The 20,202-nt window shown below is 72.6% G+C and carries 14 protein-coding genes and 1 pseudogene; 11 read left to right on the top strand and 4 right to left on the bottom strand.

The annotated features are described in order from the left end of the window. Positions 1 to 150: 150 nt before the first annotated feature. Positions 151 to 7,485 carry a restriction endonuclease fold toxin 5 domain-containing protein gene (locus tag BKD26_RS06205; protein WP_241518559.1) on the top strand — a complete coding sequence of 2,445 codons (7,335 nt, stop codon included), beginning with the start codon at positions 151 to 153 and terminating at the stop codon, positions 7,483 to 7,485. 64 nt (positions 7,486 to 7,549) lie between these two features. Continuing rightward, entirely contained in the window at positions 7,550 to 7,942 is a 393-nt protein-coding gene (locus tag BKD26_RS06210; protein ID WP_084896604.1) for a hypothetical protein, read from the top strand. A 119-nt stretch (positions 7,943 to 8,061) separates the two neighbouring features. Here BKD26_RS06210 and BKD26_RS06215 read toward each other — a convergent pair whose 3' ends face one another. Further along, complete coding sequence (locus BKD26_RS06215) at positions 8,062 to 8,796, bottom strand: hypothetical protein (protein WP_084896606.1); 735 nt, start codon at positions 8,794 to 8,796, stop codon at positions 8,062 to 8,064. 291 nt (positions 8,797 to 9,087) lie between these two features. On the opposite strand from BKD26_RS06215, the gene BKD26_RS06220 reads away from it, so the two are divergent. The 4 genes from BKD26_RS06220 (at position 9,088) to BKD26_RS06235 (ending at position 12,310) form a co-directional block, all read left to right on the top strand. Then, a complete protein-coding gene (locus BKD26_RS06220) occupies positions 9,088 to 10,023 on the top strand; it encodes a M56 family metallopeptidase (RefSeq protein ID WP_084896608.1) in 936 nt (311 codons plus the stop codon). A gap of 74 nt (positions 10,024 to 10,097) precedes the next feature. Next, positions 10,098 to 10,766, top strand: coding sequence for a phosphatase PAP2 family protein (locus tag BKD26_RS06225; protein ID WP_084896610.1), 669 nt, complete (start codon positions 10,098 to 10,100; stop codon positions 10,764 to 10,766). A gap of 18 nt (positions 10,767 to 10,784) precedes the next feature. Beyond that, the gene (locus tag BKD26_RS06230; protein ID WP_084896613.1) at positions 10,785 to 11,489 is read left to right on the top strand and encodes an HAD-IA family hydrolase; all 705 of its coding nucleotides are present in this window, start codon (positions 10,785 to 10,787) and stop codon (positions 11,487 to 11,489) included. A 146-nt stretch (positions 11,490 to 11,635) separates the two neighbouring features. Beyond that, positions 11,636 to 12,310: a TetR/AcrR family transcriptional regulator gene (locus BKD26_RS06235; RefSeq protein WP_084896615.1), complete on the top strand. Its 675-nt coding sequence runs from the start codon at positions 11,636 to 11,638 to the stop codon at positions 12,308 to 12,310. Here the strand turns inward: BKD26_RS06235 and BKD26_RS06240 are convergent. Next, on the bottom strand, positions 12,262 to 13,800 hold the full coding sequence (locus tag BKD26_RS06240; RefSeq protein ID WP_084896618.1) for a hypothetical protein: 1,539 nt from the start codon (positions 13,798 to 13,800) through the stop codon (positions 12,262 to 12,264). The genes BKD26_RS06235 and BKD26_RS06240 overlap by 49 nt on opposite strands. A 101-nt stretch (positions 13,801 to 13,901) precedes the next feature. On the opposite strand from BKD26_RS06240, the gene BKD26_RS06245 reads away from it, so the two are divergent. Next, on the top strand, positions 13,902 to 14,585 hold the full coding sequence (locus BKD26_RS06245; RefSeq protein WP_084896620.1) for a DUF305 domain-containing protein: 684 nt from the start codon (positions 13,902 to 13,904) through the stop codon (positions 14,583 to 14,585). Between the two features lie 125 nt (positions 14,586 to 14,710). Continuing rightward, positions 14,711 to 16,057 carry an FAD-dependent oxidoreductase gene (locus tag BKD26_RS06250; RefSeq protein WP_084896623.1) on the top strand — a complete coding sequence of 449 codons (1,347 nt, stop codon included), beginning with the start codon at positions 14,711 to 14,713 and terminating at the stop codon, positions 16,055 to 16,057. A gap of 67 nt (positions 16,058 to 16,124) precedes the next feature. Here BKD26_RS06250 and BKD26_RS06255 read toward each other — a convergent pair whose 3' ends face one another. Next, positions 16,125 to 16,475: a helix-turn-helix transcriptional regulator gene (locus BKD26_RS06255; RefSeq protein WP_084896625.1), complete on the bottom strand. Its 351-nt coding sequence runs from the start codon at positions 16,473 to 16,475 to the stop codon at positions 16,125 to 16,127. 126 nt (positions 16,476 to 16,601) lie between these two features. On the opposite strand from BKD26_RS06255, the gene BKD26_RS06260 reads away from it, so the two are divergent. From BKD26_RS06260 to BKD26_RS38995, 3 genes and pseudogenes are all read left to right on the top strand, one after another. Then, positions 16,602 to 17,684, top strand: a complete 1,083-nt coding sequence (locus BKD26_RS06260; RefSeq protein WP_084896627.1) for an NADH:flavin oxidoreductase/NADH oxidase — start codon at positions 16,602 to 16,604, stop codon at positions 17,682 to 17,684. A 91-nt stretch (positions 17,685 to 17,775) separates the two neighbouring features. Beyond that, positions 17,776 to 18,861, top strand: a complete 1,086-nt coding sequence (locus BKD26_RS06265; RefSeq protein WP_084896629.1) for a sialidase family protein — start codon at positions 17,776 to 17,778, stop codon at positions 18,859 to 18,861. Positions 18,862 to 18,926: 65 nt separating this feature from the next. Beyond that, a pseudogene (locus BKD26_RS38995) lies at positions 18,927 to 19,025 on the top strand (uracil-DNA glycosylase); the annotation flags it as partial. Positions 19,026 to 19,093: 68 nt separating this feature from the next. On the opposite strand, the gene BKD26_RS41975 reads toward BKD26_RS38995, so the two are convergent. Then, positions 19,094 to 20,155: a M28 family peptidase gene (locus tag BKD26_RS41975; RefSeq protein ID WP_277622351.1), complete on the bottom strand. Its 1,062-nt coding sequence runs from the start codon at positions 20,153 to 20,155 to the stop codon at positions 19,094 to 19,096. Positions 20,156 to 20,202: the final 47 nt, after the last annotated feature.

Raw genomic sequence — 20,202 nt, forward strand, 5'->3', positions numbered from 1 at the left:
TAAAGCGGCAGCGCCAGTTCGTGGGAGAGGCGAGCGCGCTGGCACATGCCGTGCGGAGGGATGGTGCGGTCTGGACGGCGAGCCGTTCAGCTGTCATGCCCATGACTGAAGCTGCCGACCGGCCGAGAGATTGCCAGGCAGAACATGTCAATGCTCAGAGACGTCGGCAGACGCCGGCGTCGCATACGGGACACACTGACCGGAGCCATCAGCGCGACGGCGCTCACAACCGCCGCCGCCGTCCTGCTGGGTGTGATCCAGGCCGTGCCCGCCGCGGCAGACACGGTGCCCGAAGAGGACGACACCACCTTCATACGTAACAGCGTCGGCGAGAGTCGGCGCCTCGACCGCTGTATCGCCGGCGTGGCGCTGCACGTCGGCGGTCCGAACATGAAGGCCAAGGCCGTCGAGGGCCTCACCGGCACCGTCGAGCAACTCCGCGAGACCGTCGGGAACATCGGCTGGATCGGCTTCGGCCCGCTGGGCCAGGCCTCCACCGCCGACGAGGAGGCGGCCAACGTCTTCGGCGACACGATCAGGGCCCGCAAGGAAGGCCTCGAAGCCGCCAACAAGCCCTACTGGGACTCGGCCTGGGCCAGCGACGACATGCAGGTGCACGCGCCGGACTTCGGCAAGAACGTGCTCGGCTTCACCTTCGTCGTCCAGAGGGAACTGGCCTGGCGCCTCGGCTGGGACGGCCACAGCAACGCCAGCCCGGAGGCCGTCGCCAAGGCCCACGAGATCACCGAGCAGAACCGCGGCAAGGACAGCTGGCACGACTGGGCCGCCGACGCCATGCTGTACCCGGGCTCGGTCGACGAGACCCGGTACTCGGGCGGTACGACCTCCAGTGACATCGCGTCCTACCTGCGGCGCGGCGGCTTCGCCGTCGAGGCGCCCGCCAAGGACTCCGCCGAGTACCGCGTCGAGGTCGAGGACCTCAAGCAGGCCTGGGCCGCCTGTGATTACCAGAACCCGATCGACCCCCGGCGCAAGCTCAACGATCCGGTCATGGCCGCGATGGCCGAGTGGGAGCTGGAGTACACCGGACAGGCCGCCCAGCGCGCCACGATCATCCAGGCGGAGGCCGACGCCGCCGGCGCCACCCGCGCCGCGGCCGACCACCTGATCGAGGCCCTCGGCCAGGCCTGGCTCGCCGACCAGATCCTGACCTGGCGCAAGTACTGGCAGGACGAGCTCGCCACCGACCCCGATCCCGTCTTCGACAAGCCCGACCAGGCGATGTACGAGCAGGCCGACGCGGACCTCGCCAAGATCCGCTCGCACGTGGCTTCCCTGGCCACCCAGGCCAAGGAGCAGGCCACCACGGCGGCCACCGCGGCGCAGAGGGCCGCGACCGCGCAGCAGGAGGCCTGGGCCGTCGCCGACACCACCCACGTGCCGCGCGGCCGCGGGCTGATGTACGCCCAGCAGTCGGTCCAGGTCGCCCGCGCGTCCTCCGCCGCCGCGGCGGCAGCCGCGAAGGCGACCGAGACCGCGCTCGCCGCCGCCAACGCCACGATCGCCGACAGCGACGCGCTGCTCGCCAAGGCCCAGACGCAGTCGCACGCGATCAACACGGAGTTCCGCCGCGTCGCCGCCGAGGAGGCCGCCTCCCAGGCCAAGGCCGCAGCCGACAGCGCCGAGGCCGGCGCCACGGCCGCCGCCACCAGCGCGACCGCGGCCAGGAGCGCGCAGACCACGGCCGAGCAGAAGCGGGACAAGGCCAGGACCGCCGCCGCCACGGCCGCCACCGAGCGCGCCAAGGCCCAGGCGGAGCAGGCCACCGCCGTCGCCTCCCGGGCCAAGGCCGCCACCGAGCGTGCCAAGGCGGAGGAGGCCGAGCAGCGGGCCGCCGCCCAGCAGACCACCGCGAAGAACGCCGATACGGCCGCCGGGAGCGCGACCAGCGACGCGACGGCGAAGCGCAAGGTCGCCGACGAGAAGGCGAAGGCCGCGCAGACCGCGCGAGAGAAGGCGATCGCCGCCCTCCAGGCGAGGCAGGCCACAGCGGCCCGCGCCGCCGCTCTCGAAGCAGCGGCCTCCGCCGCCGAGGGCACGGCCGCCGCCGCCGAAACCCGTGCCGCCGCCAACACCGCCCGTACGGCCGCCAACCAGGCCGCTGAGGCCGCGACCGCCGCCCAGGCCGCCGCGGACGAGGCCACCACGGCCGCCGTCACCGCCCGCGCCGCCGCCACCACGGCGGAGGGCGCCGCCAAGCGGGCCCAGGCCGGCGCGAACAGCGCGTGGTCGGCGTACTACGCCTCCGCCGGCGCGGCCTCCACGGCGCGCGCCGCCGCCGCTGCCGCGCTCGACGCGTCCCAGGACGCGGCGCTCCGCGCCGACAACGCCGCCACCGCCTCCGAGAACGCCACCGCGCTCGCCAAGAAGGCCGTGCAGGAGGCGGTCGCCGCAGGGACGAGCGCGGCCGAGGCGGTGAAGTCGGCCGCGACCGTCGTCGGCCGCGCCTACGCCGCCGGCCAGGCCGCGCTCGCCGCTCGCGACAGCGCCAAGGAGGCGGTCGCCGCCTCCGCCGAGGCCGTCACCATGGGCAGCCCGTACCAGGAGAAGGACAGTTCGGCAGCGTTCGCCGTGCTCGTCGGCCAGTCGTCGAAGACGATCGCCGAGCAGCAGGCGGCGGCGGCCGAGGCCAAGGCCAGCGAGGCGGCGGAGGCCGCCGAGGCCGCGCGGCAGGCCGCCGCGCAGGCGACCGGCGACGCGAAGCTCGCCGCCGAGGCCGCGGCCCGCGCCGCGGCCGACTCGGCCCGTGCCGTCGCGGCCGTGGCCCGCGCCCAGGCGTCCGCGGCCGAGGCCGCTGCTGCGCGGACGGCCGCGAAGACCGCGGCCGACACCGCCTCCGGCCACGCCGAGCAGGCCGGGAACGACGCCCTCAGCGCCCGTATCACCGCGGACGCGGCCAGCAGCGCGGCCCTGGAGGCCGACCGCGAGGCCACCGACGCCGAGCGGCACGCCGCCGAGGCGAACGGAAAGGCGGGACGCTCCGCCGAGGCCGCCGCGGAAGCCGCGCGCAAGGCGGCCGAGGCGGAGCAGGAGGCCAAGGCCGCGGAGGGCAAGGCGTCCGACGCGACGGGTCACAGCACCGCCGCCGAGGAGGCCGCGAAGAAGGCCGAGCAGGAACAACGTGAGAAGAACGAGGCCGCGCACAAGGCGGCCCTCGCCGAGGGCACCACGCCCATCAAGGGCGGCGCGGACAACTGGCCGAAGCTCGGCGGGCGCGAGGAGAAGATCCTCCTCGACGCCTGCGGCCAGGCCTGCGTCGACGACTACCGGAACGGCATCGCCGCCGTCTCCGTGAACGTCGTCGAGTGGGCCGGCGCCAACGGCGGACAGATCCTCTTCGCGCAGCTCGACCCGGCCAGGGTCAAGGAGTGCCTGGCCGCGTCGGACGTGGAGGAGTGCCTCTGGGAGCTGGTCGACATCCCGTCGTCCGCCGTGATCGTGGGCCGTATGCCCGCGCTCGCGGAGGCGATCGAGAAGGTCTCCACCGGCATGCGGAAGATCTTCGTCGACGCCGACCACGCCCTGCGCCGGCTCAACGAGCTGACCGCCGTCATCAGTGACGTCCGCAGCACCCCGCGCCTGGAGCGCTGCGTCGCGGGAGTCGCCCTGCACGCGGGCGGCGCCAAGATGAAGGCCAAGGCCATCGAGGGTCTCAGCGGCACCAACGGCCAGCTGCACGCCGTCATCGGCGACATCGGCTGGCTCGGGCTCATGCCGCTGGGGCAAGCCCGTGACCTGGACCGGCAGGCGAGCACCGCCTACATGGACGCGGTCGCGGCCCGTGAGGCCCTTCTGGAAGACGCCAACCGCCCGTACGCGATGAGCTCGTTCGACGACGGCATCACGCTGCACGCACCGGAGTTCGGCGCCGAGGTCCTCGGCTTCACGCTCGCGGCGCAGGCGAAGCTGGCAGATCGTCTCGGCTGGGACGCGCACACCAACGCCGGCCCGGAGGCGATCGCCAAGGCCCGGGAGATCACCGAGCAGAACCGCGGCAAGGACAGCTGGCACGACTGGGCCGCCGACGCCATGCTGCGGGACTCCAGCCTGACCAACACCCGGTTCACCGGCGGCACCACCTCCACCGACATCGCCACCTACCTGCGGCACGGCGGCTTCCCCGCCGGGAAGGTCGCCGAGGGCTCCGCGGCATTCCGCATCGAGGTCGAGAACCTCAAGCAGGCGTGGGCCACGTGCAACCACCAGGACCCGGTGGACCCGCGCAACGCCCTGAGCGAGGCCGTCTCGCAGGCCTCGGCCGAGTGGGAGGCGGAGTACGCCGCCCAGGCCGCCCCGCGCGCGGTCATCATGCAGGCGGAGGCCGACGCCGCCGCCGCCACGCGGGCCGCCGCCGACACCATGGTGGAGGCGATCGGGCAGGCGTGGCTCGCCGACCAGATCCTGCGTTGGCAGAAGTACTGGCACGACCAGCTCAAGAACGACCCGGACCACATCCTCAAGCCGAAGCAGGCCCTGTTCGACCGGGCCAAGACGGACCTGGCGAAGGCCCGCGGCAAGGTCCAGGCCCTGGTCACGACCGCCAAGGAGCAGGCCGGTCTGGCCAACACCGCCGCCCAGCGCGCGGTCACGGCCCAGCAGGACGCCTGGGCCGTCGCGGATGCCGCCGAGGTGCCGCGGGGCCGTGGCCTGATGTACGCCCAGCAGTCGGTCCAGGTCACCCGCGCCTCGGGCGCCGCGGCCACGGCCGCCGCGAAGGCGACCGAGACGGCGCTGAACGCGGCGAACGCCACGGTCGCGACGTCCGAGGCGCTGCTCGCCCTGGCGCAGACCCAGGCGCACGCGCTGAAAACCGAGTTCCGCCGTATCGCCGCCCAGGAGGCCGCCGCCCAGGCGAAGGCCGCGGCGGACAGCGCCGACGCCTACGCGGCCTCGGCCGCGGCGAACGCCGCGACGGCCAAGAAGGCCAAGGAGACCGCCCTCGCCGAGGAGGAGCAGGCCCGTCAGGCCGCGGCCGACGCCCAGGCGTCGCGCGCCGTCGCCGAGCTGGAGCGTGCCAACGCGGCGGCCTACCGGGCCACCGCGGAGAGCGAGCGGGACAAGGCCAAGGCCCACGAGGCCGACGCGGTCGCGCAGGGCCGGATCGCCGGTGACGCCCGACTCTCGGCCGAGGCCGCGGGGTCCACGGCGGCGGCCCGCAGGGGCGACGCCGAGCAGGCGGAACGCGATGCGGTCGCCGCCCGCGACAAGGCTTTGGAGGCCGAGCAGCGGCGGGACTCGTTGAACGCGAAGGCGGCGGCCCTGGAGGCCCATGCCGCCGCCGTCGACGGTACGGACGCGGCCGAGGCCGCCCGGGCCGCGGCGAACGACGCCCGTGCCGCCGCGAACACGGCGACCACGGCGGCCACCAACGCCCGCGCGGCTGCCAACGCGGCCACCGCCGCGGCCACCAACGCCCGCACGGCGGCCACCCAGGCCCAGGGCTCCGCGGCCCGTGCCAAGGCGGCGGCTGACGACACCTGGGCGTCCTACCTGGTCGCGGCCGGTTCGGCGGCCGCGGCGCACGCTGCTGCGGCCGAGGCCATCGACGCCTCCCAGGCGGCTGCGGCCGACGCCAAGGGCGCCAAGGAGCAGTCGGAGAAGGCCTCCGCGGCGGCCAAGGTCGCCAAGACGGAGGCGGCTGCCGCGCGTACCGAGGCGCTGCAGACCGCGTCCTGGGCGGCGATCACGGCCGGCAAGGCTCACGCGGCCGTGCAGGCCTCGCTCGCGGCCCGGGACTCCGCGGCAGCGGTGATCAAGCCGGCCAACGAGGCGATCGCCCTCGGCGGCCCGTATCAGGAGGTCGACAGCTCCGCCGCGTTCGCGGTGCTGACGGGCCAGCAGTCCCTGACGGTCTCACAGCAGCAGGCGGCGGCGGCCGCCGCCACCGCGTCCATGGCGGAAGGGTTCTCCGCCGAGGCGAAGGCTCTGGCCGAGCAGGCCGCCGCGGACATGAAGCTCGCGGCGCAGGCCGCCTCGGCGGCAGCAGCCGACGCCCTCCGTGCCGCCAAGGCGTACCAGCGCGCCCAGGCCTCGGCCACCCAGGCCGCGGCGGACGCCAAGGCCGCCCAGGCCTCGGCGAACCGGGCCGACGGCTACGCCCAGTCGGCGGGCGATGATGCGATGAAGGCCTGGTGGGCGGCGAGCGACGCCGAACAGGACGCCGCCGCGGCCGACAACGCGGCCACCGAGGCGGAGAAGGACGCGGCCAGCGCCCGCGCCGCCGCCACCCAGGCGGAGGCCGACGCCGCCAGTGCCCGCGACACCGCCACCCAGGCGGAGGCCGACGCGACGGCGGCGGAAAAGGCCGCCGTCGGAGCGTGGGACGCGGCGGCGGAGGCCCAGCAGGCCGCGGACCGCACGGAGACGGCGGGCAACGACCAGCAGATCTCGGAGGGTGTCACCACCGGGATCGGCGGGGTGTGGGCCGTCCTCGACCACATCGAGTACATCGGCGAACCGAAGAACGTCGTCAAGGACAACTGCAACCCGATCATCCACTTCGGCGACTGCACGGTCACGGCCGACATCACGTACAAGTCGCACGTCGACCTCTTCATGTGCCTGGCCTCGCCGGAAACCTATACGGGTGGCTGCCCGGACGCGGACACCGTCTACCTCGGCCCCGAGGTGGCGGAGGCCAAGACCGAGCGGCTCAGCTACACCCTCACGATGGTCGAGTTCAACTCGGGCATCGACCCGATCGACGTCCTGCTCGGCGACTTCATCGGGTGCGCCCAGAAGATCACACCGGGCGGCGCGTCGGGCAGCTGGGGCGACTGCGCGTGGGCTGCGGGCTGGTTCGTCGCCGGCGCGCTGTTCAAGTCGGCGAAGGCCGCGGTGACGGCGATGGACGCCGCCATCAAGACAGGCGTCGGCTTCACCGACGCCTGGCTGGCGCTGCGCTCGCTGGGCCTGGCCGAGGGCGCGCTCGCCGGTATTGCCGCCAAGGTGATCCAGCGGCTGCAGAAGGCCTGCCAGAAGGTCGACGACGTCACCCCCCGCGCCTACTCGTTCGCCGCCTACTCCACCTCCAGTACCTCGCCCGATCCGGGGTGCTGGTTCGAGACGGGAGGGCCCGGTTTCTGGGTGTTCACCAACGAGAACAAGTCGGCAAAGGCCGTCGCCTACGAATTCCAGATCACCGGAATCCCCGCTGGGTTGGGATACCAGCTCAGGAACACGCCGAACGACACCGGGGTGGTGGCGATCGACGGTTACAAAGCGGGTGTTCTGCAGGAGGCCAAGGGACCCACGTACGCGTTTCTGATGGGTATCCGGCCGACGCTCATTGCGGATGACTGGGTGCCGCAGGCTCTGAGGCAGGTCCGTGGGGCTCCTCCGGGTACTCCCATCAGTTGGTACATCGCCGAAGAGGCGCCTTATCTGGAGGCCAAGAAGCTGTTCGCGGCGAATCCTGAGCTCGCGCACATCAAGGTGATCTTCGAGCCGCCCGCCGCCCCGTAGCCGAGTCGTCGGCGACCCCGGGCCTCCCGGGGTCGCCGACGCCCGTCCGTGATACGGAGAGACCATGAGTTTTGACATCTTCGTGTGCCGGTTCGAGAACGGCGAGCCGGCACCCCTGGACATGAGCGCCGCACACGAGGTCCTCGCCCCCCATGTGGTGGCACGGGACCCCGGGTTGAACTTCCTGCAGGTGAGCACCGGGGCAGGGGAAGGGGCTGACGTCTACCTCAGCAGCCCCACCAATATCACCGTCAACCGCTTCGGAGGGGAGGGGATCATGAACCTCCTCGCCGAGCTGCTGCGGCGGCTCGACGCCGTGCTCATCGTTCCGGGCGGGCCGCTGATCCTCCTGCGGGACGAGGACCGAGAGCGCCTGGCCCCCGCGATGAGGGACGAGTGGCCGCTCGTCGTCGCCCACACCGGCGCGGAGATCACGGAGGCGATCCGGGCCTCCTGAGAGCACGCGGAAGGGGGCCGTCCCCGGTGACTCGCACGGGGACGGCCCCCTTCTCGTTCGTACGGGGAGCAACTTCTCGTTCGTACGGGAGCGGCTTCTCCTTCGTACGGGGAGCGGCCTCAGCCCTTCGTGCTCCCGATCTTCTCCAGCTGCGCCTTGACGACCGGCTCCGGGATCGCGGACTTCTTCGCGTCCAGCATGTTCACACCGTAGAACGCCGCGATCACCCCGCCGCTGCGCACGACCGTGTACGTCATGGGCACCTTCTGCTTGCCGATGTCGCCGGTGATCCGGTAGGCGACGGCCTCGTCGCCCAGCTTCGGCGCCGTGAGGCCCGCGACCTTGCCGTAGGTGAGGCCCAGCGTCTTGAAGCCCTTGGGACACGCGGTGACGGCCGCGCGGAGGTCCTTCATCACCCGGACGGCGTTCTCCTCGGAGTGGGAGACGAGCCACATGGAACCCACAGTGGCGTTGGTCGCCTCGACGGGCTGGAGCGAGCGGTGCGCCGCGCTGACCGGCTTGATGTGGGTGAAGCCGCCGATGAGGCTCGCGAGGGGCTGGCAGGTCTTGTTGTCGGCCTCCATGTTGCGGCCGGCCTCGACCTCCGCCTTCGCGATCTTCTTGGCGTCGAATCCGGCGGCCTTTCCGGTGAGGACCACCTTTTCGAGTGCCTTGCTGTCCAGGGCCCCCAGACGCTTCGCTTCGGCCTCCTCCTTGGCGTCCGCGCCCGACGTGCTTTTCGCGCTCGCCTTCGGCTTGTTCTCGCCGGAGTCCGCCGATTCGCCGCTGCATGCGGATATCGCCAGCAAGGCCGGCAATACGGCGGCAACGGGAAGGGCCCTTCGCAGTCTCATGTTCATTCCTGGCATCTCTCGCGGGCGTAAGAATGTGCAAAATGATCTTACCGGCGGCGGAGACGTGTTCTTATTACGTTTTGACGTCAGCTCAATCCATTCCGGTCCCCCGTCCGTCCACGTCGGCTCCGCCCGGGCGGCGGCTGGACACCTCGTCGCGCTCGGGCCCGTTCGGCGAGGGGCCGGCGCCGCGCTGGAATCCGTAGCGCGGGTGCTTCGGATTCCGTGGTGTGCGTCACTTGACGTCCCAGGCCATACCGGTGGGGAGTCCCCCGCTCCTATGGTGAGGGCATGCTGGTCTCCCTCGCGCTGCTCGGGCTCGGCCTTCTCACCGCCGTAGCGGCACCGCGTCTGCTGGCGCGGGTCGACTGGCCGGAGCGCGAGCCGGTCGTGGCGCTGTGGGTGTGGCAGTGCGTGGTGGCGGCCGTTCTGCTGTGCTTCGCGCTGTCGATGACGTTCAGCGCGGCGGCCGCCTGGCAGGCGGTACGGGGCCATGTGTTCGCCCCCGCGCCGCGCGCGGTGGTCGAGGCCTACGAGCTGGGCGCGCACGGCCCGTGGTCCGCCGTGCTGGCGGTGCTGCTGGCGTGCGGCGGTCTGTGGACGGGCGCGATGCTCACCCGGGAGGTACGCCGGGCCCGGGCGCGGCACCGGCGGCGGCACGCCGAACTCCTCGTACGTTCACCGCTGTTGCCGGGCGAGGAGCCCGGGGCGGAGCCGCTGGTGCTCCTGGAGGGCGAGCGGCCGGACGCCTGGTGGCTGCCGGGGACGGCACCCCGGCTGGTCGTCACCACGGCCGCGTTGCGCCGCCTGAAGGGGCGTCAGCTAGATGCGGTGCTCGCCCATGAGCAGGGGCACGCGCGGGCGCGGCACGACTGGCTGTTGCACTGCTCCACGGCGCTGGCGACCGGGTTCCCGCAGATCCCGGTGTTCGGCGCCTTCCGGGACCAGATGCACCGGCTCGTGGAGCTGGCCGCGGACGATGTGGCGTCCAGGCGGTACGGGCGGCTGACGATCGCGCTCGCGCTGGTGGAACTGAACGAGCACCGCGGGGTGTTCGGCCCGTGTCCCACCCCGGACGCCCAGCTGCCGCACCGGGTGAACCGCCTCCTGACGGCCGCGCCCCGCCTCACGGCCGGGCGGCGCGTGCGCCTGACGGCCGCCGCCGCGCTCGTACCGGTGGTGCCACTGCTGGTGGCGTTCGTACCGGCGCTGAGGGCCCTGGGGTAGCCGGCGCTGAGGGCCCTGGGGTAGCCGGAGGGCCGGCAGGGGATAGCCGGGCGGAGGTCGGGGAGGATCATCCCATGCCCTCCCCCACACGCTCTCCTTCCGTCTCCGTCTCCACCTCCGCCGTCGCCCTGTCGACGGGCGCCCTCGTGGCCGTGCTGCTGGTGCTCGTCGCCGCCGAGTGGGGGCCGCTGGTCTCGTTCGACCGGGTGGTGGCGGACCGGCTGCACGACTCGGCCGTACGCTCTCCGGGGCTCACTGTGACCAACCGGATCCTCAGCGACTGGGTGTGGGATCCGTGGACGATGCGCGTGCTGGTCGCGGTGGCCGTGGTGTGGTTGTGGTGGCGCCGGGAGCGGCTCCTGGCCGTGTGGGCGGGGGCGGCGAGCGTGTTCGGTGCGGCCGTGCAGCACCTGCTGAAGGCGGTGGTGGGCCGCGACCGGCCGCGGTGGCCGGATCCGGTCGACTCGGCGCACTTCGCGGCGTTCCCCTCGGGTCACGCGATGACGGCGGCGTTCACCTGCGGGCTGCTGCTGTGGCTGCTGACCCGGTTCGGCGCGGGCCGGCGCCTGCGGGCCGCCGCCCTGGTCGTCGGTGCCGTCTCCGTGGTGGGCGTGGGGCTGACCCGGCTGTACCTGGGCGTGCACTGGGCGTCGGACGTGGTGGGCGGCTGGCTGCTGGGGGTGTGTCTGGCGGCCGTCGCCGTCCTGACGTACGAGCGGACGGTCTTGTCGCGCCGCGGCTGAGCGGGCAAGGATCACCGCATGACGATCAAGAGCGTGCTCTTCGACTTCTCCGGAACCCTCTTCCGCGTCGAGCCCACCGACGTCTGGCTGCGCGCCGTCCTGGACGCGGCAGGCATCCAGGGCTCGGCGGCCGCCCCGGGGGCCGTCGCCCGGTGGGCGCGGGAGCTGGAGGCGGCCGGGGCCCTGCCCGGCGGGGCGGCTCCGCGACGCGTACCGGAGCGGCTGGCCGAGCTGTGGGCGACCCGCGACATGACCACGGAACGCCATCGCGCCGCGTACACCGGTCTCGCCCGACAGGTGGAGCTGCCCGCTCCGGGGCTGTACGACGCGCTCTACGACCGCCACATGACACCCGCCGCCTGGCGGCCGTACCCGGACGCGGCCGAGGTCCTGGGGGCGCTGCGCGAGCGGGGCCTCGGGGTCGCGGTGGTCAGCAACATCGGCTGGGACCTGCGGCCGGTGTTCCGCGCGCACGGCCTGGACCGCTTCGTGGACACCTACGTCCTGTCGTACGAACATGGTGTCCAGAAGCCGGACACCCGGCTGTTCCGGGTGGCGTGCGAGGCGCTCGGGCAGGAGCCGGGTGATGTGCTGATGGTCGGTGACAGCCGATATGCGGACGGCGGGGCGGCCAGCCTGGGCTGCGCCGTGCACTTCGTGGACCATCTGCCGGCCGAGGAGCGGCCCGATGGCCTCCGTCCGGTGCTGGAACTGCTCGGTTGACCGCGTGCGTCGGCGGCCATACCCGCCGGTCGGCCGCACGCGTCGATACAGGCCGTCCCGGACCGGACGATCCCCCGCGTCGCCCGGTCCGGTCGGCACGCCTCTGAGTATATTGGCTGCGAGCCAGTCAACGCAGGAGTTAAAGCATGTCCCCGCGCAGCGCATCGGTCAATGAAGAGCTGCGGCGGCGTTCGCGGGAGCGGCTGCTGCAGGCGACGGTGGAGCTGGTCTCCGAGCGGGGGTACGAGGCGACGACCCTGGCGGACATCGCGGACCGGGCCGGTTCGGCGCGTGGGCTGGTCTCGTACTACTTCCCCGGCAAGCGGCAGTTGCTCCAGTCGGCGGTGCACCGGCTGATGCACCTGACCCTGGAGGCGGCGCTGGAGCGCGAGCCGCGCAGCGAGGACGGGCGCGAGCGGCTGGCGCGAGCCATCGACGCGATCCTGGGCCTCGCGGTGGAGCAGCCCAAGCTGATGCGTACGCACATGGCCGGGATCCTCCAGGCGGAGGGGTTCGTGCAGTGTCCGGAGCAGCAGCGGCTGGCGTCCCTGTTGCGGGACACGGTGGACCGGTACGGGGTGCGGGACGTGGACGCGGATTATCCGTTGCTGCGGGCGCTGCTGATGGGGGCGGTGTTCGCGGTGCTGCTGCCGGGTGCGCCGATGCCGCGGGCGCGGCTGCGCGCCGAGCTGTTCCAGCGGTACGGGCTGGACTGGGAGCTGGGCGTCCCGCCGGACGACGGGCCGCCCGGCGGAACGCCCACGGGGCCGGCTCAGTCGTCGTCGTTGTCGTCGTTGTCGTCGTCGAAGTCGTCGAAGTAGTCCGGCTGGGTCTGGACGTTGAGCTCGTCCATCCGCACGCGCTTCGCCGCATCCGTACGACGGTCGTCGAGCCTGAGGACGTCGAAGCCCTTGCGTTCGTCGTTCGAGTAGATGTGACCGTTGTAGTAGTAGGCGGACCAGGAGCCGCCGCTCATGATCGTGTCCGTGGTGAGCGGTCCGCGCTCGAAGTAGGCGATCTCCCTGGGCTTGGCGGAGTCGGTGAAGTCCCATACCGAGACGCCGCCCTGGTACCAGGCCTGGACCATGAGGTCCTTGCCCTTGACCGGGATGAGGGAGCCGTTGTGGGCGACGCAGTTCTCGGTGTCCGCCTGGTGGCGGTCGATCTTGAAGTAGCTGCGGAAGACGAGCTTGCGCTTGTCGCCCTTGCCGACGATGTCGTAGATGCCGTCCGCGCCGCGGTGGGGGCCGGTGCGCTCGTTGCAGGTGGCGGCGGAGCCGCCGCCCAGCTCGTCGGTGAAGACGACCTTGTCGGCCTTCTGGTTGAAGGTCGCGGAGTGCCAGAAGGCGAAGTTGACGTTGTCCTGGACGCGGTCGATGACTCTCGGGTTCTCCGGGTCCTCGATGTTCATGAGGATGCCGTCGCCCATGCAGGCGCCGGCCGCCAGGTCCTTGGAGGGCAGCACGGTGATGTCGTGGCAGCCGGTGGTCTTGGAGACGCCCGGGTTGGTGGGCGCGCCGGGGTTGCCGCCGCCGTCGGGGCCCTCGCCCGGGAAGAGGACGGGGAAGTTCACGACCGCGGCCTTCTCGGGGGCCTTGCGCGGCACCTTGATGACCGAGATGCCGTCGTGCGGTGGCCGGCAGTCGGGGAAGGCGGCGTTCGGCGAGTACGAGGAGACGTAGACGTAGACGTTCCTGCGCTCCGGGACGAGGGTGTGCGTGTGCGAGCCACAGGCGGTCTCGACGGCGGCGACGTACTTGGGGTTCCGCTTGTCGCTGATGTCGAAGATCTTCATGCCCTCCCAGGAGGACTTCTCGGTCGCGGGCTGCGTAGTGCTGGTGCAGGAGTTGTCGCTGCGCGAGGAGTCGGTGGAGAGGAAGAGGAGGTTGCCGGAGACGGATACGTCGTTCTGGGAACCGGGGCAGAGGACCTGGGCGACGGTCGTGGGCGACGCGGGGTCGCTGATGTCGAAGATGCGGAAGCCGTCGTAGTTGCCGGCGAAGGCGTAACGGCCCTGGAAGGCGAGGTCCGAGTTGATGCCGGTGAAGGCATCGCGCGGGACGTTGGCGACGTGCGTGATGTTGTCGCTGTGGACGATCTCGTCCACGCCGGGAGTCTCACCGGAACGGATGGCCGCGAGGGCTTCCGCCTGCTGCTGTGAGGAGACCGTGCCCTGTGGGGCGGGAGCGTCTCCGGGGTCGGGTACGGCGGCCGCGGGGCCGGCCGTCAGGAGTGTCGCGAGGAGACCGGCCGCGGCGGTGGCCACGCCCAGACGTCTGCGTCGCACGTGAGTGGTGCGCAACGAGGTCACTGTGTCGTCCTCCCTTGTCGCCGTTCGGAGGTGAACGGGTCATGGACCCCGGCAGTATCTTCCTTTGCATGCACATCTCAATAGATGGCAACAGAGACTTCATGACGCGCCTCTGGAGGGTCCTCGTGTCGAAGCGCAGCGCAGGTGTCGCGGCGGCGGCCGCCCTGACCGCCGTACTCGCCCTGGCGGCATGCGAGTCCGCACCCGCCAGAACGGAGGACGGACCTCAGCCCCAGGCGGCGGCCGGGAAGGGCGGCCCGGCGGTGGTCGCGCCCGGAAAGCCGGGCGAACCCGCGCGTACGCTCTCGCCGGAGGAGGCGCGCGAGGCCGTCCCGCCCGACACGCCCAACTCGGCGGACTTCAGCTACGCGCAGATGATGATCGTCCACCATGGCCAGGCCCTGGAGATGACCGCGCTCGCCGCGAAGCAGGCGGCATCGACGCAGGTGAAGCAGGTGGCCGCGCGCATAGCAGCGGCGCAGCAGCCAGAAATCGACGCGATGCGGGGATGGCTGAAAAACAACGGTGGACCCAGGCCGCACACGGGCCATGACCACGGCACGATGCCCGGTATGGCGACGGACGCCCAGTTGGCCCAGTTGCGCGACGCGCGTGGCGAGGCCTTCGACGAGCTGTTCCTGAAGCTGATGATCACCCATCACCAGGGCGCGGTCACCATGGCCGGCGAGGTGCTGTCGGAGGGGAACAACGTCCAGGTGGAGGAGATGGCCAACGACGTGATCGCCCAGCAGACGGCCGAGATCAACCGTATGCGCTCCATGTGACGGTGTCCTGGGAACGATGGTGGTGGCCCCCCGGCACTCCGTCGGCGCACGTCCGTACGTACCGCACCTCCCCCCGTGGGCGCGGCGGTGCGATGCTGGGAGTCCCAGCGGGAAGGAGCGCAGCCGTGCTTCGTGTCGCCGTCGTCGGTTCCGGGCCCAGTGGGGTCTACACCGCCCAGTCCCTGGTCGAGCAGACCGCGGTACCGGACGTGCGGGTGCACGTCCTGGACCGGCTGCCGTGCCCGTACGGGCTCGTGCGCTACGGGGTCGCACCGGACCACGAGAAGATCAAGTCGTTGCAGAACAACCTCCGGACGGTCCTGGAGCACGAGCGCGTCGGCTTCATCGGCAATGTCGAGGTCGGCAGGGGCGGGCTGACGCCCGAGCGGCTGCTGGAGCTCTACCACGCGGTCGTCTACTGCGTCGGCGCGGCGCGGGACCGCCGTCTGGGCGTACCGGGCGAGGACCTGCCCGGGAGCTGCTCGGCCACCGACTTCGTGTCCTGGTACAGCGCGCACCCGGACGCCGCCGCCAACGGCTTCGTGCTGGGCGCCCGGTCGGCCGTGGTGATCGGCGTCGGGAACGTGGCCGTGGACGTCGCACGGATCCTGGCGCGCGGCCCCGAGGAGCTGCATCCCACCGACGTACCGGAGGCGGCGCTGGGCGCGCTGGCCGCGAGCCGGGTGCGGGAGGTGCACATGGTGGGCAGGCGGGGCCCGTCGCAGGCCAAGTTCACCACCAAGGAGCTGCGCGAACTGGGCGCGATGCCCCAGGCGCGGGTCGAGGTGGACCCCGCGGACCTGGCCCTGGACCCGGCGTACGCGGACCCGGCGGGCCTCCCGGCGGTCAACCGGCGCAATGTGGAGGTGGTGCGCGCCTGGGCGGAGGCCACCGGATGGGAGCCGCGGGAGCGGGTGATCCGGGTGCGGTTCTTCCTGCGGCCGGTGGAGGTGCTGGAGCGGGGCGGCAGGGCGGCGGGGGTACGTTTCGAGCGCACCGTTCCGGACGGTGCGGGCGGGGTGCGCGGGACCGGTGCGTACGAGGACGTCGAGGCGCAGCTGGTGCTGCGGGCGGTCGGTTACCGCGGGGTGCCCCTGGACGGGCTGCCGTTCGACGCGACGCGCGGGACGGTGCCGCACGCGTCGGGGCGGGTGCTGCGGGACGGGGTGCCCTCTGCGGGCGAGTACGTCGCGGGGTGGATCAAGCGCGGTCCCACCGGCGTGATCGGCACCAACCGGCCGTGCGCCAAGGAGACGGCCGGCTCCCTGCTGGCGGACGCCCCGGCCCTGGCCCGGCGGACGGTGGCGGACGACCCGCTCGCCGCCCTGCGCGCGTGGGGCCATCGGCCGGTGGAGTGGCCGGGCTGGCTGTCCATCGAACAGGCGGAGGCGGCCCTCGGCCGCACCCTGGGCCGCGGCCCGGTCAAGATCCCCGACTGGCAGGGCCTCCTGACGGCTGCCGGCCAGAGCTGAGCCGCCGCCCTGTCGCGGGTGGCCGGCCGCGGGGCGGTTACGGGCGGTTACGGGCTGTTACGGGCTGTTACGGGGTGCCCAGGCGGGCGGCCTGGCCTTCGGCGGCGGCGAGGACGGCCTCCAGGAGGCCGGGGAAGAGTGCGTCCAGGTCGGTGCGGCGGAGGCCGTTCATCTTGGCGGTGCCGCGGTAGGTCTGGCGGATGACGCCGCTCTCGCGCAGCACGCGGAAGTGGTGGGTGCTGGTCGACTTGGCGACCGGCAGTTCGATGTACGAGCAGGCCACCTCGGAACCGGCCGCAGCCAGTTCGCGGACGACGCGCAGCCGCATGGGGTCGGAGAGCGCGTGGAGCACGCCTTCGAGGCGGATCTCGTCGCGCGCGGGGTGCGCGAGCTCGCGCGGGCTGGTCGCGGTGGTCACGGCGGCTCCAGAGGCATCGGGTGGGTTCCCCATTGTACGAGGTCCCTCGTAGTTTGACAGTTCCCGTACTACGATGGTTATCGTACGAGTCGTACCCCACCGGTTCCGCCCTGAATGAAGTCCGCCGTGAGCGCACTGTTCGAGCCCCGCACCCTCCGGTCGCTGACCGTCCCCAACCGCGTCTGGATGGCCCCGATGTGCCAGTACAGCGCCGAGGCGTTCGGCCCGGACGCGGGCGTGGCGCACGACTGGCACTTCGCCCACTACGCGGCCCGCGCCGCCGGCGGCACCGGGCTGATCCTGCTGGAGGCGACCGCCGTGTCCCCCGAGGGCCGGATCAGCCCGTACGACCTCGGGATCTGGAACGACACCCAGGTCGAGGCGCTGCGCCGGATCACCGGTTTCCTCAAGGGCCAGGGCACCGTCCCCGGCATCCAGATCGCCCACGCGGGCCGCAAGGCCTCGACCGACCAGCCCTGGAAGGGCGGCGCCCCCGTGGGTGCCGAGGCGCACGGCTGGCAGCCGGTCGCCCCCAGCCCGCTGCCCTTCGACGACGGTCACCCCGTGCCGGACGAGCTGACGCGGGACCAGATACACGAGGTCGCCGGGCAGTTCACGGCCGCTGCGCGCCGCGCGCTGGACGCGGGCTTCCAGGTCGTCGAGATCCACGGGGCGCACGGTTACCTGATCGGCGAGTTCCTCTCCCCGTACAGCAATCACCGCACCGACGAGTACGGCGGCTCCTTCGAGAACCGGACGCGCTTCGCCCTGGAGGTCGTCGACGCGGTACGGGAGGTGTGGCCCGAGGAGCTGCCGCTGTTCTTCCGGATCTCGGCCACCGACTGGCTGGAGGGGACGGCCTGCTGGACGGGCGACGACACGGTCCGCTTCGCCGCGCTGCTCAAGGAGCACGGCGTCGACCTGCTCGACGTGTCGACCGGCGGCAACGCCCCGCGCGTCCGTATCCCCGTCGGCCCGGGCTACCAGGTGCCGTTCGCCGCGCGGGTGAAGGAGGAGACCGGGCTGCCGGTCGCCGCCGTCGGGCTGATCACCGAGGCCGAGCAGGCGGAGAAGATCGTCGCCAACGGCGAGGCGGACGCGGTGCTGCTGGGCCGCGAGCTGCTGCGCAACCCGTCCTGGGCGCGGCACGCGGCCCGTGAGCTCGGCGGTGACGTGCACGTGCCGGATCAGTACCACCGCTCGGTCTGACCTGGGCGTACGCCGCGTCCGGCCGCCACTGTCAGTGGGTGGGTGCAGACTGGCCCGTATCCGCGACAAAGGCGTCCAGGAGGTGTCGGCGATGACCGACGTGCTACTGACCGTAGGGACCCGCAAGGGACTGTTCATCGGCCGCAGGCGCGGCGGCCGGTGGGAGTTCGAGGGCCCGCACTTCAACGCGCAGGCCGTGTACGCGATCGGTATCGACATGCGCCGCACCGTGCCCCGGCTGCTGGCCGGCGGGGACAGCGCGCACTGGGGCCCCTCGGTGTTCCACTCGGACGACCTGGGGGCGACGTGGACGGAGCCGGCGCAGCCGGCCGTCAAGTTCCCCAAGGACACCGGGGCTTCGCTGGAGCGGTTGTGGCAGCTGCACCCGGCCGGGCCGGCGGCGCCCGGCGTGGTGTACGCGGGCACCGAGCCCGCCGCGCTGTTCCGCTCCGAGGACGGCGGGGAGACCTTCGAGCTGGTCCGGCCGCTGTGGGAGCACCCGACCCGGTCGCAGTGGGTGCCGGGCGGCGGCGGTGAAGGGCTCCACACGGTGGTCACGGACCCGAGAGACCCGGACGCCGTGACGGTCGCGGTGTCGGCGGCCGGGGTGTTCCGCACCCGCGACGGCGGCGCGACCTGGTCGCCGTCCAACCAGGGCGTGTCGGCGGTCTTCCTGCCGGACCCCAACCCGGTCTTCGGGCAGTGCGTGCACAAGATCGCCCAGGACGCGGGCGATCCGGACCGGCTGTACCTGCAGAACCACTGGGGGGTGTACCGCAGCGACGACGCGGGCGCCAAGTGGACCGACATCGGCGCGGGGCTGCCCTCCGACTTCGGCTTCGCGGCGGCCGCCCACCCGCACCGCGCCGATGTGGCGTACGTCTTCCCCATCACGGCCGACTCCGACCGGGTGCCGGCCCAGCGGCGGTGCCGCGTCTACCGGACGAGTGACGCGGGCGGCAGTTGGGAAGCCCTGACGGCCGGCCTGCCGGAGGGCGATCACTACGGCACGGTGCTGCGCGACGCGATGTGCACGGACGACGCGGACCCGGCCGGCGTCTACTTCGGCAACCGCAACGGCGAGGTGTACGCGAGCGCCGACGAGGGCGACAGCTGGCGGTTGCTGGCCTCCCACCTGCCGGATGTGCTGTGCGTGCGGGCGGCGGTGATCGGGTGAGGGGCGGGGCTGGTGCGCCGGCAGAGTGACGGCCGTGGCAGCACGACCCTGGACGACCGGCTGCCGCCGGACCGCATCGGCTGCGGGCGTTCCAGCAGCCGTTCCACGAGGTGCGGGTCGTGATCGTCGGACAGGGCCCGCACCCGACACCCGTCCACGCGGTGGCGTGAGGAACGCGCCGCGCCCGTCAGCACGCCGTCCGGCGCCGACCTGCGCCTGTCACGTGGCGAAGTCATTCACGCACATGAGGTGACGGCAGCTTCGTTCGTTTCCGGTCCGGCCAGGACGCGGCAGTGGCGGCCGTAGCGACGGCGATGGCCGCCAGCCGCCGGTAGTCGAGACTGCCGGGGGTGTCGGTCGGCTGGTGGTAGTGGGGGTTACGGAAGTTCGCCGTGTCGGTGAGCATCAGGGCCGGAGTCCCCGTGTTCCAGAAGGCCGCGTGGTCGCTGCGGTCGAGATGGGCCAGCGGGGGCACCACGAGGCCGGCGAGCGCGCCCAGCGGGCCCAGCGGACGCGGGTCGCACAGGGCGACGCAGGACAGCACGGGCTCCGTGGCCTGCGCGGCACCGCGCCAGAGGGCGGCCGCCGCCCGCGTCGAGCGGCGGTGGACCACGAGGGTGAAGTCGCCGCGCAGCCCAGCCGAGCGGACCTCGGCGGCCACGCGGGGGAAGGCCGTGCCGAAGCCCATCGGCATCTGCTGACTTCCGGGCTCGGTCGTGAAGTACCCGACGGACTCCAGGCAGATCATGCCCATGACGTTGCGGTTGCGGCGGATCCACTGAGCCGCGAACCGGGAACCGATCAGGCCCAGTTCCTCCATGTCGAAGACCATGAACGTGACGTCAGGCGCCCCGGGCAGCCCGCCGAGGAGCCGCGCCGTCTCCAGCAGTGCGGCCACTCCCGAGGCATTGTCGTCGGCGCCCGGGCTGCCGTCGACGGTGTCCAGGTGGGCGCCGACGACCACGATGGGGCGGTGAGGGCCCACCGGGGGTTCAGCCAGCAGGTTCGCACCGGTCAGCCGCGGGTGGAGGCGGAATTCGAGCGGCAGCGCCTGGTGACCGCGGCGGTCGGTGGAGCCGAGGCGCCACCATACGTCGAACGGCTGCCGCCAGGTCCGCCAGCCCGCCGCGGTCAGTTCGGTCGTCACATAAGCCTCTGCCCGCAGCATGGCCTCGGGCGCGCGCGTCCGGCTGCGCGGGCGGTCGGCGAGGAACTCGACGTCCTGGCGCAGGCGCTGCGGGTCCGCGCGCCGGGTCAGTTCGCGTACGACCTCGGGTATGTGGGTCGGGAGCACACCGTCACCACCTTCCCTCGTACGGTCCATGGTGGCGCAGGTGACCG

Source organism: Streptomyces sp. CB03238 (genome assembly GCF_002099185.1).
Classification (GTDB): domain Bacteria; phylum Actinomycetota; class Actinomycetes; order Streptomycetales; family Streptomycetaceae; genus Streptomyces.

Bases quoted from the DNA above. Each gene is read 5' to 3' on its own strand.
- BKD26_RS06205 (WP_241518559.1), top strand. From the start codon at position 151: ATGCTCAGAGACGTCGGCAGACGCCGGCGTCGCATACGGGACACACTG.
- BKD26_RS06210 (WP_084896604.1), top strand. From the start codon at position 7,550: ATGAGTTTTGACATCTTCGTGTGCCGGTTCGAGAACGGCGAGCCGGCA.
- BKD26_RS06215 (WP_084896606.1), bottom strand. From the start codon at position 8,796: ATGAGACTGCGAAGGGCCCTTCCCGTTGCCGCCGTATTGCCGGCCTTG.
- BKD26_RS06220 (WP_084896608.1), top strand. From the start codon at position 9,088: ATGCTGGTCTCCCTCGCGCTGCTCGGGCTCGGCCTTCTCACCGCCGTA.
- BKD26_RS06225 (WP_084896610.1), top strand. From the start codon at position 10,098: ATGCCCTCCCCCACACGCTCTCCTTCCGTCTCCGTCTCCACCTCCGCC.
- BKD26_RS06230 (WP_084896613.1), top strand. From the start codon at position 10,785: ATGACGATCAAGAGCGTGCTCTTCGACTTCTCCGGAACCCTCTTCCGC.
- BKD26_RS06235 (WP_084896615.1), top strand. From the start codon at position 11,636: ATGTCCCCGCGCAGCGCATCGGTCAATGAAGAGCTGCGGCGGCGTTCG.
- BKD26_RS06245 (WP_084896620.1), top strand. From the start codon at position 13,902: ATGACGCGCCTCTGGAGGGTCCTCGTGTCGAAGCGCAGCGCAGGTGTC.
- BKD26_RS06265 (WP_084896629.1), top strand. From the start codon at position 17,776: ATGACCGACGTGCTACTGACCGTAGGGACCCGCAAGGGACTGTTCATC.